The sequence below is a fragment of the Methanooceanicella nereidis genome, assembly GCF_021023085.1.
Taxonomy (GTDB): domain Archaea; phylum Halobacteriota; class Methanocellia; order Methanocellales; family Methanocellaceae; genus Methanooceanicella; species Methanooceanicella nereidis.
The window spans coordinates 62295-78495 of the sequence record NZ_PGCK01000012.1 but is presented as its reverse complement, the minus strand read 5'-3'; the positions used below and the strand labels follow the sequence as shown (position 1 = coordinate 78495).

At 47.4% G+C, this 16201-nt stretch carries 10 protein-coding genes; 8 read left to right on the top strand and 2 right to left on the bottom strand.

All coding sequences use genetic code 11. The features are described 5' to 3' along the window. Positions 1–47 precede the first annotated feature (47 nt). From CUJ83_RS13395 to CUJ83_RS13380, 4 genes are all read left to right on the top strand, one after another. The gene (locus CUJ83_RS13395; protein ID WP_230742834.1) at positions 48–5282 is read left to right on the top strand and encodes a hypothetical protein; all 5235 of its coding nucleotides are present in this window, start codon (positions 48–50) and stop codon (positions 5280–5282) included. Between the two features lie 13 nt (positions 5283–5295). Further along, on the top strand, positions 5296–5922 hold the full coding sequence (locus CUJ83_RS13390; RefSeq protein ID WP_230742833.1) for a hypothetical protein: 627 nt from the start codon (positions 5296–5298) through the stop codon (positions 5920–5922). Between the two features lie 105 nt (positions 5923–6027). After that, complete coding sequence (locus CUJ83_RS13385; RefSeq protein ID WP_230742832.1) at positions 6028–6546, top strand: 50S ribosomal protein L16; 519 nt, start codon at positions 6028–6030, stop codon at positions 6544–6546. A 91-nt stretch (positions 6547–6637) separates the two neighbouring features. Beyond that, positions 6638–7255, top strand: coding sequence for a translation initiation factor IF-2 subunit beta (locus tag CUJ83_RS13380; protein WP_230742831.1), 618 nt, complete (start codon positions 6638–6640; stop codon positions 7253–7255). Between the two features lie 1038 nt (positions 7256–8293). On the opposite strand, the gene CUJ83_RS13375 is transcribed toward CUJ83_RS13380, so the two are convergent. Continuing rightward, positions 8294–9127, bottom strand: coding sequence for a TatD family hydrolase (locus CUJ83_RS13375; protein ID WP_230742830.1), 834 nt, complete (start codon positions 9125–9127; stop codon positions 8294–8296). Positions 9128–9356: 229 nt separating this feature from the next. Here CUJ83_RS13375 and CUJ83_RS13370 point away from each other — a divergent pair, with 229 nt between their 5' ends. Beyond that, on the top strand, positions 9357–10466 hold the full coding sequence (locus tag CUJ83_RS13370; protein ID WP_230742829.1) for a hypothetical protein: 1110 nt from the start codon (positions 9357–9359) through the stop codon (positions 10464–10466). A gap of 931 nt (positions 10467–11397) precedes the next feature. Here CUJ83_RS13370 and CUJ83_RS13365 read toward each other — a convergent pair. Next, complete coding sequence (locus tag CUJ83_RS13365; protein WP_230742828.1) at positions 11398–11760, bottom strand: hypothetical protein; 363 nt, start codon at positions 11758–11760, stop codon at positions 11398–11400. A gap of 115 nt (positions 11761–11875) precedes the next feature. Here CUJ83_RS13365 and aroA point away from each other — a divergent pair, with 115 nt between their 5' ends. The 3 genes from aroA to CUJ83_RS13350 all read left to right on the top strand — a co-directional run bounded on the left by aroA (position 11876) and on the right by CUJ83_RS13350 (position 16076). Next, the gene (gene aroA / locus CUJ83_RS13360) at positions 11876–13144 is read left to right on the top strand and encodes a 3-phosphoshikimate 1-carboxyvinyltransferase (RefSeq protein WP_230742827.1); all 1269 of its coding nucleotides are present in this window, start codon (positions 11876–11878) and stop codon (positions 13142–13144) included. Further along, positions 13144–14235, top strand: a complete 1092-nt coding sequence (gene aroC / locus CUJ83_RS13355) for a chorismate synthase (RefSeq protein WP_230742826.1) — start codon at positions 13144–13146, stop codon at positions 14233–14235. Before aroA ends, aroC begins: the two co-directional genes overlap by 1 nt. A gap of 179 nt (positions 14236–14414) precedes the next feature. Next, positions 14415–16076: a tetratricopeptide repeat protein gene (locus CUJ83_RS13350; protein WP_230742825.1), complete on the top strand. Its 1662-nt coding sequence runs from the start codon at positions 14415–14417 to the stop codon at positions 16074–16076. The last annotated feature ends 125 nt before the right edge of the window (positions 16077–16201 follow it).

The window sequence follows — 16201 nt, the reverse complement described above, 5'->3', positions numbered from 1 at the left end:
TATATAACTATTAACCAAAACTAAGAAAATAAAGGTTGGGAAATGGAATGGGTTTATTTGATAGAAAGAAGAAGGAAGAGCCAAAAACGGCAAAAATACAGGAAGACGAAGAAAGGATGAAAAAAGAGCTGGAAACGCTCGCGTACATACTTCAGAAGAGCGACACACCGGCAAAGGTCGAAGCCCCTGTAAAGCCAGAGCTTCAAGAGAAAGTCCCTGAGAAACCCCAGGAGAAGCCTGCAGAAAAGATACTGAAGCCACAGAAACCGGCCGTGCCGGAAGTAACTTCAGATAAGCCCGTAGAGAAGACAGAAAAGATCAACATACTTACCGGGAAGATACCTTCTACGGCCAAACCCGTTGAGCAGATGGAAAAAGCTGCCCAGGAAAAGCCGCCTGTAGAGAAGGTAGAAAAGGTAGAGGTCGTCGAAACGGCCGAAAAATTAGAGAAGGTAGAGAAAGCACCGGTCAAAGTACCTGAGAAGCAATTAAAGCCGGCGGTACCGCCCATTCAAAAACCCATATTAAAGCCCAATATTTTACAATCATCACCAATCCCAACCCAGAGAATCCCACCTGCGGAAAAGCCGCCCGAGAAGTTTGAGCTAAAGGAAAGCCCTGCAAAGCTTATCAAAGCTGACAAGGAAAGGGCAAAGATACTGGAAGACAAGCGTGAGGCGCCAGTAAAACCCCAGTTACAGCCCATGGGCGACTCCGTGATGTTAAAGGAGATCAAGGCCCAGTTAGATAAACAGGCTTCCGATTCCGCGATGCAGCGTAAGGAGATCGAAAAATACCGCGAGGACCTTAAGCGGCAGAACGACGATTTCCAGAAGCAGAAGGATGAGCTTGGCCAGAGAATAATCGAGCTGACGAAAAAGATAGAGAAACTGGAATCTCCGGCACAGGAGGCGGCAAGTTCGGTAGATCTCGATAAATACATGTCAGAGCTTTCGCAGCAGAGATCGCTCATAGAGGAGCAAAAGTCGGTAATTGCCAGGCTGGAAGAAGAGCTGTCAAAGGTCAGGTCCATCGACTTTGAGAACTATGTGGCCCAGGAAAAACAGATCCTGCAGAAGCTGGCCATCGAGGTCAAAGGCTTAAAGAGCAACACATCGGGCATAGACGATAAAATAAGTTCCGTCAACAACACTTTTGAGGACAGGGTAAAGTCCATTGACAACAAGATCAGCTCTAACGCCCAGCTGATAACCACTGTAAAATCTGAGTTCAACACAGTGAAAGAGAGCTGCGATAAGTATGACAGGGACCTTTACTTACTCAAAAATACCATTGATGGATATTCTAATTCTATCAAGTCAATAACCGAGTTCATAGGTAATTACAAGTCGGACGTAGACGAGGCCAAGAATGAGGTCTCAATAGTCGACAGTAAGATCAACTCTCTTCGCGAGACCGTCGAGAGCATAGATAAGGATATAAAATCCATTAAAGGAAGCTCGGATTCCGAACTTTTACGCGCTTCGATAAGCGGATACGAGGAGGAACTCAAGTCCTTAAAGGAAGCCATGGACTCTTATAACCAGAGGATAGAGCAGAACGGCCATGAGCTAAAGAGCCTAAAAGAATCAGTATCGTCGGACATCAACGCATATTCGGAAAAGCTCGATACTATAAAGGAGCTTGTAGAGAGACAGGCGCAGGATATCAAGGAGTTCAAGGAGAGGCCTGAGTACGAGAGCGACATCAGCAGGCTCACTGAAAAACTCGACGGCCTGACTGCAGAAGTTTCGTCACTGAAGGACATTGCAGGCAATAAGGAAGATGTAAACTCGCTGCAGCAAAAATTATCGTCGCTTTCCGCAGAAGTATCCACTTTAAGAGGGCTGACGGGTGACAAGGAAGCGATCACTGCACTACAGGATAAGATAGAGTCATACTATTCTGAAGTAAAGTCGATGAAGTCACAATTATCGGAAGCTGTCGTAGACTACAAGTCGATACAGGGCTCGATAAAGGAACTCGCCGACTCGATAGCGAATACAAATGCTGAACTAGAAGAGCGTAAGAAGGAAAGCGCCTCTGGAATGGATTCGCTCATATCCGAGGTGGCAGGCTACAGGAACGAGATCATACCGGTAAAGGGGCTCGTCGAGGAATATGCGGATAAGATCAGGTCACTTAAGGATTACTCAGCCATTGAAGGCGAGATAAGTTCACTTAAGGACCAATTCGCATCAAGATCGGAGGAGATCAGCAGCATATCCGGCAGTCTTGATAACTACAAAGAAGAGATAAACGGTATAAAGGGCACCCTGGAAAAATTCTCGCCGCTGGAAGATGACCTCAAGACATTAAAGGTAGAGCTTGCAGGTAATTCTGAGGCAATATCAGGTCTATCCAATATATTCGGAGGCTATGGCGAAGAGATCAATAGCTTAAAAGGTACCCTCGAAAAATACGCGTCGCTCGAAGATCTCAACATGGTTAAAATGAGCCTGGCGAAAGAAGCTGAAGAGAGAGCGGCTATCAATAATGTTTTGAACGGCTACCGTGAAGAGATCGGGTCCGTCAAGGGAACGATAGAGAAATACTCTTCGCTCGAGGATCAGATCAAATCCATAAAGGATAATTTTGATAACAATGCTGATGAGATGTCCGCATTATCCAGGACCATCAGCGATTACCGCAACGAGATCAAGTCCGTCAAGGGAATGATGGATAAGTATGCCGAAGAGATGAAGGTCGTCAAGGAGCTCTCGAAATCGCGCGATGAGATCCAGCGCGTCAAAGACGAGCTTCAGGTATACACCTCAGACATAAAGACCATCAGGAACTTTGTCGCGGACTACAAGGATGAGCTTGACAGCATAAAGAAGCTTATTGACCAGTTCAAGAGCGATGCCGAGCATGTGACGCCTCAGGAGGCAAAGCTCATAAAGTCGGGACAGTACCTGAAAGCACAGATCGACCAGGTCAACCGCACTTTCGCAGACCTCGACGAGAGATTGTCGGCGGTCCGTAAAGAGTTCATAAACATCAACAATATTGAGTACCGCTTCAGGGCCCTTGAGGATAACCTGAACGCCATGGAGAGGAACCTCGAGAACAAGATCGAGGTCGAGATGATAACCCGCGTGCGTGAGGCCGAGAGCGACCTTGTCATGAAGATAAGCGACGTCGAGGCAAGGGTCCTTGAACAGAACCATGATGCGCGCGAAACGATCAAGATGCTGCAAGACATGCAAAACAACACTATCAGCGTCTTGAAGCAGACACAGTCAGAGGTCCTCGATTCGGTCTCCGACGTTAAATCGGAAACGGTAAGATCGGTGTCGGAAACGGTCACCGAGGCTGTCAGCGGCATCGAGTCCATGAAGCGCTCGGTCCAGGAATATATAAATGAGATACAGTCCGAAGCGACGCACACTATCAGGAACGTCGAAGAGGACGCAGTGGGCGTTATTGACAGGACCAGGAAAGAGGCCGTGTCCGAGCTCAGAGAAACTCGCGACGACGTGATAGATGTATCGAAGAGCACTCGCGACATCGTTGAAAGCTCGCTCAGGAGCACCAGGGATGAAGTGCTCAAGACGGTCCAGACGGAGACAGCAGACGCCAGCAAGGGAATCCTGGCACAAAAGGAAGAGTCACTTAAGGCTATCAATGACCTCAAGGCTGCTGCGGTCGCTGAAATCGATAATATTAACAAGAGTTCCACCGCACAGATCGCCGCAATAATGGATTCGACAGTAGCGGAGATCAATTCGTTAAAATCCTCATCCATAACGGAAGTCAGGACTGCGAACGACGAAGCCACAACCAGGATAAAGGAAATAAAGGGCTCCACGATATCGGAGATAAGCTCACTGAAGGAATCCTCAATATCCGAAGCGGAGGCAGCGAACAGAGAAGTAACATCCAGTATCAATGAGATAAAGGGCTCCGCGATATCGGAGATCAATTCGTTAAAATCCTCATCCATAACGGAAGTCAGGACTGCGAACGACGAAGCCACTTCCAGGATAAAGGAAATAAGAGACTCCACGATATCGGAGATAAGCTCACTGAAGGAATCCTCAATATCCGAAGCGGAGGCAGCGAACAACGAAGCCACAACCAGGATAAAGGAAATAAGAGACTCGGCAATATCCGCAGCTGAGGCAGCGAACAACGAAGCCACAACAAGGATAAAGGAAATAAGAGACTCCACGATATCGGAGATAAGCTCACTGAAGGAATCCTCAATATCCGAAGCGGAGGCAGCGAACAGAGAAGCGACGTCTCAGATAAGAGACATAAGGGACTCTGCGATGTCAGAGGTCCGCTCGCTGAAGGAAGCGGCAGTCGCAGAGGTAAGATTACTGAAGGATGAGTCCATAGCAGAGGTCGAGGGCACGAAGAAGGACATCACTGTCGTCATGTCAAGCATCAAAGATTCCGCTATATCAGGCATAACGACGCTTGCGGATAATTCACTGGCGGAGATAGAGTCCAGAAGAAGCAGGACCCTCAATGAGATCGACACGACGGTCGAAAAAGCCCGCGAGTCAATGTTCAGCGCGCGCGACGATGTGCTCGGATCTGTCAGCAACACCAGAAACGAGCTGCTTGAGATCTCTTCAGAGCTTAATACCGCCACGAACAAGGCAAGAGAGGAAGTTGACCATATCGTGAACCGCGTACACGAGGATGCGGTCGAGACCATGGAAAAGGTCAAGGCAGAAGTCACCGAATCCATAAGGCAGGAAAGGGAAACCCTTTCCAGTGCTGTCGAGGGTCAGAAGAAAGATGCCGTTGATAACATGGTCAAGGTCAAGGACGAGCTTTTAACGGCGCTCAGGCAGACCGAGTCGATAGTGCTGTCGTCTACGGATAACGCAAGGGTAGTGGCAGAAAAGTCGATGGTCAAGACGCGCGACGAGCTGCTTGACTCTATAAGGAGCACAAGAGAAGAGACCATCAGGAAACTCCTTGACACCAGAGATGTCGTGATCGCGGCGTCGAACAATACGAAGGAGACGGCGCTTGACACGATGTTCAAGACAAGGGACGAGGTCATAGCATCCGTAACGCGCGCAAAGGACGATTCCCTCAAGGCGATCAGTTCTGCAAAACTGGAGATCATAGATACGGCTAACTCGACGAAGAACACTACCGTGTCTTCAATGATATCAACGAAGGACGAGGTCCTCGCACAGTTGATGAAGACAAGGCAGGAGGTCGAGGATTCTATCAACAAGAAGCTTGAAGCGGACAAGGAAAACACCGAGAAGATCAAGCAGATAATGAAGACCATGAACGAGCTCATAAGGACATAAGGAGGCCCCTATCGTGGACATTGAAAGCTACATAGGGAAGGAAAAACAACTCATATCCAGGCTCGAGCGCGAGCACGCCGCAGCCAACGTCTATGAAAAGAGAGGAGACCAGGGTAACCTGGACCTGGCTGAGGATGAGATTAAGCTCCTTCGCACGGGCCTTTATTTGAAAGCCCATACGGAGGCAGCCAATAGCGCCGTGAAAGCCCTTGACGAAAGGATAGCCCGCCTTATGGAGTCCGAAGAGAGAGCGGAAAAGAAAAATGCGGAACTTATGCTCCGCATCATAGACTGGGAAAGGTCTTTCGACTCCAGCTATAAAGAGCTCATGGGCCGTGTCGAAACCAGCATGAAAACGCTTGAGGACCGAAACAGAGAGTTCATCAAAGCGACCAAAGAGCAGGAAGATGCCTTTAAGGCGCGCAACATGGAGCTTACCAAAAAGATAGAGGAAGCGGAAAAAAGGCTCGACGAGACGGGCGGCATCGCCCGGACAGAGCTTTCCCAGCTTGTGGCGTCCATCAAAAGCGCTCAGTCGGATTTCGAAAGCTCCATCAACGAAAAGCTGGAGCAGGACAAACAGACCATCGATAAGATCAAATATATGTTATCCACAATGAGCGACATCATAAAAATGTAAATTTTTATTTTTGCGCCATAAGATTTATTATACCTAAAGACATCTTAAAGTCCACTATATCTGATAGAGAATTAAATCTCATATATTTACAATGGAGACTTGATCATGGCGAGAAAACCAGGAAGAATGTACAAGAGCTTTTCAGGCCCGGCATATACCAGGAGAAAATACATGGGCGGTGTGCCAGGCGTTAAGGTCACCCAGTTCGACATGGGAAACCTCACCGAAGAATTACCCGTTGCAATAACTCTTGTAGTGAATGAAACCTGCCAGATAAGGCACGATGCACTTGAAGCAGCACGTATATCTGCAAACAGGTACCTCATGAGCGATATTGGAAAACAGTACTACAGGTTCAAGGTAAGGGTCTACCCGCACCAGGTCCTGAGAGAGAACAAGCAGGCCACCGGCGCAGGAGCAGACCGTGTATCCGATGGTATGAGAAGGGCATTCGGCAAGGCGATCGGAACCGCTGCGAGAGTATACGAGGGTCAGGGTATCTTCACCATATGGACCACCCCGCAGAACTTTGAGAAGGCAAAGGAAGCATTAAGACGCGCGGGCCACAAGTTACCGACTCCGGTAAGGTTCGTAGTCGAAAAGGGTCAAGAACTGTTAAAGTAAGCCGTTCTACACCCTTTATAATTTATTTTTAAAGCAAAATCTTTTAAACCATCATATACATTAGTCTACATATCAAAAAGATGTGTAAACAATGGAAGGATACGACGCATTATTAAGCAGGGCCATATCTAAGAGACCCGATTTTGAAACGAGCGGAGAACGATTTGTCGTTCCGAAACTGAGGACGTTCATCGAAGGTCGTACGACTATCTGGGAAAACTTTGAGGAGATAAGGGAGACTCTCAATAGAGAGGCTGACCATTTTGTGAAATTCCTTTTAAAAGAGCTGGGAACCGCCGGCAAAGTCGAAGGTAACAGGCTTATACTACAGGGGCGTTTCTCCTCTGAAATGATCTCATCGGTCGTCAACGCATATTTTGAGGAATTTGTCAGGTGCGCCGAATGCGGCAGGCCGGACACGAAGCTCATAAAATATGACCGTATAATGACCCTAAAATGTGACGCCTGCGGAGCGCAGCGTTCGATCCAGAAGAGGAAACAGCGCTCGTCATCCATGCCCGCGCCCGCCCCCGCGATAGAAGAGGGTAAATCCTACGAGCTCAGGATAGATGCTGTAGGGAAGAAGGGCGATGGTATAGCTAAGGTCGATAAATTCACCATATTCGTCCCGGGCGTAAGGTCCGGCGATATAGTTAAGGCCCGCATAAACAAGATAGACGGGAACCTCGCGTTCGCGTCAAAAGAATAAATGGGGAAGGAAACCCCATCCTTTTTTAATACTTTTATTTCTCCACAAAGGAGCACAATTGTTCACTAGCTTCCACCACAAAGCGCACAAGGGGCTCAAGGGTTCACAAAGGACTTATTTAGAATGTTATCATATTCTTAAAAAAAAATTTGTGGACCTTTTTCGCCTTCGTGCGCTTCGTGGTGAAAAATAGTGGACCTTCGAGCCCTTAGAGCGATCCCATGAAAAACTTTTAGATGGTCTCTTTTAAAATGGACATATTATATCTGTTCTGTGATTGAGTTCTGGCGTTGTGCCTGTCGGATGGCAGGTGGACACATAACCTCACAGAAACACGGAACCACAAATTTTTTTATATGATTTTTTAAGGTCTCTAAATCACAAAAAATGCTCACGAAATCACAAAGGCTCTAGTATCACCGTCAACGCGCTAAAGTCTCAAATGCACGGCTTAATGCTCGAAGCGCTCTAATCCACTAACGCTAAAACAAGACCCGAACATTCTCCAAGGGCACGAAGGTTTAAAACCGCGGTTTGTGTATCCCTGATCCCATCAAGGATTATATCGATCATGTAAGCGTCAACCGTGCAATTAAACCTTCGTGCCCTTGGAGAATATTCGGGTCTTGTTTTAGCGTTGGTGACTTAGAGAGGTTAGTGCGTTGAGCCGAGCGTTAGAGGTGTTAGAGCGTTGACGGTGATACTGGAGCCCTTCGTGATTTGGTGAGTAAGATTTTGGGGTCTTTGAGCCCTTAAAAAATCATATAAAAAATTTTTTGTGTTTCTGTGTTTCTGTGAGGTTACGTGTCTACCTGCCATCCGACAGGCATAACCATAAAAAACTTCATCTCAAAGACCGGGTAAGTACGACATGTTCTTTCATTCTTAAAACCTGAGCAAGAACCCGCTCATCAAAGATTTCGTGGTGAAAAATAGTGGACCTTTGTTGCCTTTGTGATGGGCTTGATAAAAGATGAACGGATATGTATAAAAGAACTTAAAGGACAGAGCATTAAGTTCTCGAAAGCTATTCCTGCCTTAAACTTCGATCTTTATGTCATACGACCTTTCGGGATTGTCCTTGTGTATCCTGTAGAAGACCTCTTCCGGAACGCCATTCCTTATCGCGTCTTTTGTCTTGCGTGGCACGGTCTTAGGTCCAAGTACGGCTCCGGGCCTGTTCGCGTCGTCACAATAATCGGTCTCGAGCATGAACCGGGTCCCCTGCGATAAAGCTTCTTCCAGAGCGCCTTTTGTCGCTATGACGGAAGGAAAGACATGAAGGTTTTCACAATGTTTTACCAGCGGCGGAGAGAAATGCTTGATGACCTTGTATGGCTGCATCCCCACGTTTCTGGCGATCCCGGAGATGCTTTCCATAGTGCCTTCTTCGCTTTCAGTATGAAGCTGTATCGCACAGCCCTGTTCTTTGCAGAGCTGCATGGCATAGCTCATAAGAGCGTTGGAAGCTTCCCATTGTTCAGGGGTCACCGGGTAATGCGGCCTGCCTGATTTAATGGCTATGGCCTTTCCTTCGGCCACGTATTTGGCGGCCATCTCAAGGCCTTCCTTTACTATCTCATATGCCTTATCCATGCCATATGGACCGCACATGCCAATAAACTCTGCGGGGTGCACGCCGACGACTGCATATGCCTTGACGAACTCGTTCGCCTGTTTGACCGCGTCCAGTGTCAGTCCGTATACTCTGTGGTAGTCTTCAGAGCTCTTTATGGTGAATCCAAGCTCCGATGCGGGTAAAGAGACAATGAGGACATGAGTTCCTCCGACGTTCTTGAACTCTTTTATGGCTTCCATGCCCCTACCGGACACCAGGTTGATATGCATGTGATTATCTGTGATAGGTAACATCCTGATCTCGCCTGCGGAGGAGATAGGTGCTAATCAGATTAAAAGTTATTCTTAGTTCACAACGAAATTTCACGTCATATGTCCGCGATCATGCCCATACATTAGATCGCATGAAAACACAAAAAGGTCGATGCGGGGGTATTTTAAAAAATAGGATAATAACAAAAGCTATTTACGATAATATACCGATATTATTTAAGCTTATAATTATTAAGGAAGATTGATATTTGTGGCCCAACCTAATGAGAGCTTAAAGATACTCAAGGGTAAGCTAATAATTTTGGCCTCTTTCGATTTTGGCGGAGAGGTAGAAAAACAGACTCTTTCGAGTGTTTTAAAAATACAGGCCGGTCCCGAATACAGTAAGCCCATAGAGGTGAGCTTCGGGACGCTTACCGGACTTATCGTGTCCGAGGACAAGAATAAGATATGTAACGTCCACGCATATGCGGACATGTTCGCGATGGGCGTGGGGATCATAAGGATAGAGTTCGAGATACCGGAGGGTATGCTAGTCCAGGACGTGATACTGGCATCGCATGTCCAGGGCATCTTCGTAGACGGGTTAGACCTGAACTCTTTCATGAACAGGAAGATGAATGAGATAAGGGAGCTTTTAAAGCCTGTCTCGAAATCCAAATCCTACTATAACCCTACAAAAAAGTTCAGCATGCTGCGGCTGGAAAAATACTCCCCGGATATTGACCAGGTAAAACTGAAGACTGAGTATGGTGCGGAGATAACGCGCTTCCTGTCTGGCGAGTCAACGCCGAGGACGCTACATGTGAAAGAGATCACGGATAAGCTGTCGCATGACATTTCGTATTATGATGAGGACCTGTTCCTGGTATCATATGAAGCGGCCTTTGTAAAGGGATGCGATGACTATTTCACCGATATGAGGCACTATCTTGAGCTGTCTCTAGCTCTTTCGTTCCTTTACCACATATACGACTGGAAGATAGACTTTGAGATATCGCAGGCCTTCAAGGCGATCAAGACCGCCCAGAAGTCCACTATATTCACACAGGCGCCAAGGCGTCTCGAGCGTTCGCTGCTAAAGGTGAGCGAGTTCAAGCTGGAGATCCTTGATAACCTGGAAGACCTGATGAACCCGCTAAAGGTCACGTCTGACTGGTATTACCAGAGCACGTACGAGCATATGCTAAAGCTCCTGAAGGTCAAAGAATACGAGAACATAGTCACGCATAAGATAGATGCGCTGGATGACCTGTATTCGACATCGCAGGAGATATCCTATAGCAAGATGGCACTGATAACGGAGATAATCATCATATTGCTTATCGCATTCGAGGTCATAGCCTTCCTGCCAAGATAAAGATAGCCGCGGGGTGACAAAACCTCGCCATTCTTATTTTTCTCACCACAAAGTCACACTATTTTTCACCACGAAATTTTTGATGAGCGGGGTCTTGCTCAGGTTTTAAGAATGAAAGAACGTGTCGTACTTACCCGGTCTTTGAGATGAAGTTTTTTATGGTTATGCCTGTCGGATGGCAGGTAGACACGTAATTTCACAGAAACACGGAAACACAAAATTTTTTTATATGATTTTTTAAGGGCTCAAAAAGCCCCAAAAACTCACTCACCAAATCACAAAGGCTCTAGTATCACCGTCAACGCTCTAACACCTCTAACGCTCGGCCCAACGCACCAACCTCTCTAAGTCACCAACGCTAAAACAAGACCCGAACATTCTCCAAGGGGCACGAAGGTCTAATTGCACGGTTGACGCTTACATGATCGATATGATCCTTGATGGGATCAGGAGTACACAAACCGGGATATTAAACTTTAGTGCCTTGGAGAATGTTCGGGTCTTGTTTTAGCGTTAGTGGATTAGAGCATTTCGAGCATTAAGCCGGGCATTTGATACTTTGGTGCGTTGACGGTGATACTGGAGCATTTGTGGTTTTTGTGAGTAAGATTTTGGGGTCTTTGAGCCCTTAAAAAATCATATAAAAAAATTTTGTGTTTCTGTGTTTCTGTGAGGTTATGTGTCTACCTGCCATCCGACAGGCACAACGCCAGAACTCAATCACAGAACAGATGTTATATGCCCATTTTTAAAGAGACCATCTAAAAGTTTTTCATGGGAGCGCACGAAGGGCTCGAAGGACCACAAATCTTTTTTAAAATATGCTAACATTCTAAAAGAAGTCCTTTGTGTACCCTGGAGCCCCTTGTGCGCTTAGTGGTGAAAAACAGAGTGTTTTGGCTGTTTCGCAGACAGATTAAAAATGCTAACCTTATACTTTGATCTTTAAGTCGATTTTAGCTATTGCGCTCTCAAGCGGAGCAGACAGCCCTTCACTTGCATGACCCCGGTAGTTCTTAAGGCTATTTTTAATCAGTAAAAGATCTTCCGACCGCATTAAAGTCTCCTGGCCGGGCCTCATGAACACGATCGTTTCGCTGATAAGATACATTTCATTGGCTTTTGCAGCCTGTTCGATCATCTCGTCCATCCCGATCCCTGCGGCATCATCTACAAGCTCATCCTCCCGGGAGGACTGCATTGTGCAGGCAAGTTTTATGACCTCCAGCTCTTCTGCATCGAATATTATGCTGAGATACATCTCGCGGACATCCTCAGGTTCGGGGGGGTACATGTATGAGTATCTGTCGACGCAGCATATAAAATTAAGACAAATAAGATAAGTAACATCTGACTTCTGACACAGATGTGGTTTAGCTTTATATTAAATAATATCATATTATGACAGGATGAACGCGAAGGTCAGCAAGTCCGAAGTATGGGGCAGTGTCGAAGCCCCTCCGTCGAAAAGTTATACTCATAGGGCTATCGTAATCGGAAGCCTTGGCAAATACTCAAAGATACAGAAGCCGCTGCTATCAGCGGACACTCTCGCGACCGTGGACGCATGCAGGGCGCTGGGTGCCGAGATAAAAGTAGAGGGCGAGGAAATAGAGATAGCGGGCGTCATAGGAAAGCCAAAAGTGCCGGATAACGTGATAGATGCAAAGAATAGCGGCACGACCTTAAGGCTGTGCATGTCCATGGCGGCGCTTGCCGATGGTGCTACGGTCTTCACCGGGGACGAGTCCCTGAGAAAAAGACCTAACAAGCCTTTGATAAAAGCCTTAAACGACCTCGGCGCTGTTTGCTATTCGACCAGAGGCACCGGCACCGCGCCCATAGTAGTGCATGGTGTTATGGAAGGCGGGAAGATCTCCATAGACGGGGGGATCAGCTCACAGTTCATATCTTCGCTCCTTATCTCATGCCCGTTCGCAAAGAACGAGACAAGGATAGAGATCGAGGGCGAGCTTAAGTCCCGCCCGTATATCGAGGTCACGCTCGAGATGCTGGAGAAGGCCGGGGCACAGGTCGCCACAAATTTCAAGGAGTTCGTGATCCCGACCGAACAGGAATATGATCTCAGGTCATATCGCATACCGGGGGATTTTTCATCGGCATCGTATATGGTCGCGGCAGCGGCCATTACAGGCACGAAGGTGACCGTCAATAACCTGTTCGAGTCAAAACAGGGAGATTCGGCGATACTGGAATACTTGCTGGACATGGGCGCCAACGTATACTGGGATACCGAAAAAGGGAGCGTCACTGTCGAAGGCGGTGAACTTCACGGTATCGAGATAGACGCGAGCGCTACTCCTGACCTGGTCCCGACATTAGCTGTCCTGGGAGCCTGCGCAAAGGGAACTACAAGGATAGTCAACGCCGAGCACGTAAGGTTCAAAGAAACGGACAGGCTGAAGGCGATGGCTAACGAGCTGAAAGAGATGGGCGTGGACATAATCGAGAAACCGGACGGGCTTGTCATCAAGGGAGGCATGATGAGAGGTGCGCACGTGGAAGGATACGATGATCACAGGATAGTCATGTCGCTGGCGATAGCCGGCCTTGTCGCAACCGGGACCACTACCATAACTGACGCGGATGCCATCAACATTTCATATCCTGGCTTCTTTGACGATTTAAAAAAGCTTGGTGCTAAGGTGGAGTTTTAATGTTCGGCAACACTTTTGGCAGGTGCTTTCGAGTAACGACATTTGGAGAAAGCCACGGGCCCGCCCTCGGATTGGTGATAGACGGATGCCCTGCAGGGCTTTTACTGAGCGAATCGGATATACAGCCGGAGCTTGATAAGCGCCGTCCGGGGCAGAGCGAGCTGACCACAAAAAGGTCTGAGGCTGACCGGGTGGAGATACTGTCAGGAGTGTTTGAAGGCAGGACGACTGGCATGCCGATAGCCATGATAGTCCGGAATAAAGACGTAGACTCATCCTCGTATGACGCTATTAAAGACTTAATAAGGCCCGGCCATGCTGACCTTGGCTATATGGAAAAGTTTGGTTTCAGGGACCACAGAGGAGGCGGCAGGTCTTCGGGAAGGGAGACAGTCTGCCGCGTTGCGGCCGGAGCGGTGGCGAAGAAGCTTCTTGACATGAAAGGCATCCGTGTATATGCCCATGTGACTTCAATCTATGACGTCATTGCAACAGATATGGGCCTTGACGATGTCATCAACAACACTTATACTAATCCGGTCAGATGCGCCGATCTTTCCGCGGCCAAAAAAATGGAGGAGGCCATAATAGCTGCAAAGAGCGAGGGAGACAGCTTAGGCGGCACGGTGGAAGCTATCGCGCTGGGAGTCCCTGCAGGCCTTGGAGCCCCCGTATTCGGAAAACTGGATGCAGACCTCGCATCAGCGCTTATGGGCATAGGTGCCGTAAAAGGCGTAGAGATAGGGCTTGGCTTCGAGTCCGCCAGGCTCAGGGGCAGCGTCATGAACGACGAGTATTACCTTGATGAAGGTGTCATCAAGACCAGGACCAACTATGCCGGCGGCATCGTAGGAGGAATAAGCTCGGGCATGCCCGTGGTTTGCACTGTGGCAGTGAAGCCGACTCCTTCAGTATCAAAGCCTCAGAACACGGTCAATATTGTCACGAAAAAAGAATCCGTCATTGAGATAAAAGGGCGGCACGATCCCTCAATAGTTCCCCGCATCGTACCGGTCGTAGAGTCGATGATAAGCCTGGTGCTCGTCGACCATATGATCATGAGCGGGAGGATAGGCCCGGACAGGGTATGAGCGGATGATATGTGTGGCAAAATATAAAATAAAAACACCTTATCGAACTTTTTATCTTTTTAATAATTTCTTTTGTCATTCTTTATGCACACGATTTGTCACTTTCGTTATCTATGCGACAAAGGTAACTATATAATAAAATTATTATATTAATTGCAGGTCTATGTTCAGGAGGTTTTATGCCGTCTCGATACTTGCTGACACAGCTATTCGGCCATATGGACCCGGAAAGCCAGGGGGAGATCAATGAAAAGATCAACAGGATGACCGATGAGGACATAAGCACCCTGATCAGAAAGTCCATTGAGGTAAGCTTTAAAGACGTTTTGAATGACAGGGACATAGGAAAGCTATCCGAGGTAATAGACAAGTATGAGCCCCATGATTTTTCAATGACAGGTACAAGAAGCTTCAGGGTCGCGCTGGAAGCCGACCTTTACGAGACCTACAAAAGATCGTCGCCGGAAATAGTCCCGGATTTTGAGGATTTCGATTGCTGCTTCAACAAATTGATCGAGAGCCTGAGCTCGTCTCTAAATGATATAGTAAAGCATACGATGGACACTTTTTCGACGGCCGGCAGAGAAGTCCATGACCTTAACGACAGCATTATGGAGCTTCGTGTGTTCCCGTGTAGAGATTTCGGAGAGCTTGACCTTAACGAGATCTCCAAGATGCCGGCCCAGATAGAGCTATCGGAGTATATGACGGATCTCGTCAGCCACTTTAACGCAATAAAATTGATATCGGATCGTGACGCGAGCAGGACGATCGAGCTAATAGACAAGATGATGGGCGCGCCGGGATATCTAAGGTTTTTGGACAGGCGTAAAAAATACGAAGAGGTGATGAGGCTATACCGGATAGTCAGGAATGTAGAGCAGGGTAGCAAGGACAGAAGCCCTCAAAAAGACGACCTTATGGTGTCCATAGGCATAATACTCTATAACATAGACCCGTCGGAAAAGCTCGTATCTTACCTGGCATCACTTAGACCGTCCTGCGCCAGCGATCATTTGCTCTATATGTATAATGCGATCCTTGCTTTGAACTACCTGCTCACCAGCAGGCTAGACCTCGCGTCTCTGCACGCAAAGAACGCCCTTACCAGAACGACCGATACGGATAAAAAAGCATACGTCAGGATACTACAGGGATGCATCTCCATAAAGCAATGTGACTATGACAAAGCCATAACATCCCTGTCCGAAGGCTCCGGCCTGGTTAAGGACGGCAGGCTGAAGGCGCTTATTTCATTTTATACTGGTGTCGTATACTTCGAGAAAAAGGACTATGCAAAAGCTATAGAAAGCTTTGAGGTATCGCTAAAAAACGTTACGGAGCCCATAGACTTAGTCACGATACATAACAACATAGGGTCCTGTGCGGTAAACTTAGGGGACGTGTACCGGGCGGAAGAAGAATTTGACGCCATGGAAAATCTTGCCGGCAAGCTAAGGGGAAAGCACATACATCAGTGCAGGCTTGTCTCGAATAACTATATGGGGATAGTGTCCCGGATAAAAGGCGACTACAGTAAGGCCATGGAGTATTATAAGAAGACGATAAAGATGTGCGTCCGCATCAATGACAGCGAAGGGATAGCCAACCAGCTTGGCAACATGGGGCTTGTGTACAGTTATAAAAAAGATTATATCCGGGCTTTACAGCTATTCAACGCTTGTATGACCTACTCCGAAAAGATCGGATACTGGATCGGTATAAAGTTCTCCTTCTGGCATTCGTACCAGACGATGAACATGGATGACAAGCGCGAGGAAGCGCAAAAGTTCAGGGAGACATATGTGGCAAAATACCCGGAGCTAAAGAACCTGTTCTAATATCCCATATGGTAATTGTCCTTTATGATAGATTATTATGAGCGGGGGAGTAACTTTAGCCCCTGATTTTTATACGCGGGCATGATACCGGATCACGCGCAAATTTGTATGACACAGCAATAAAA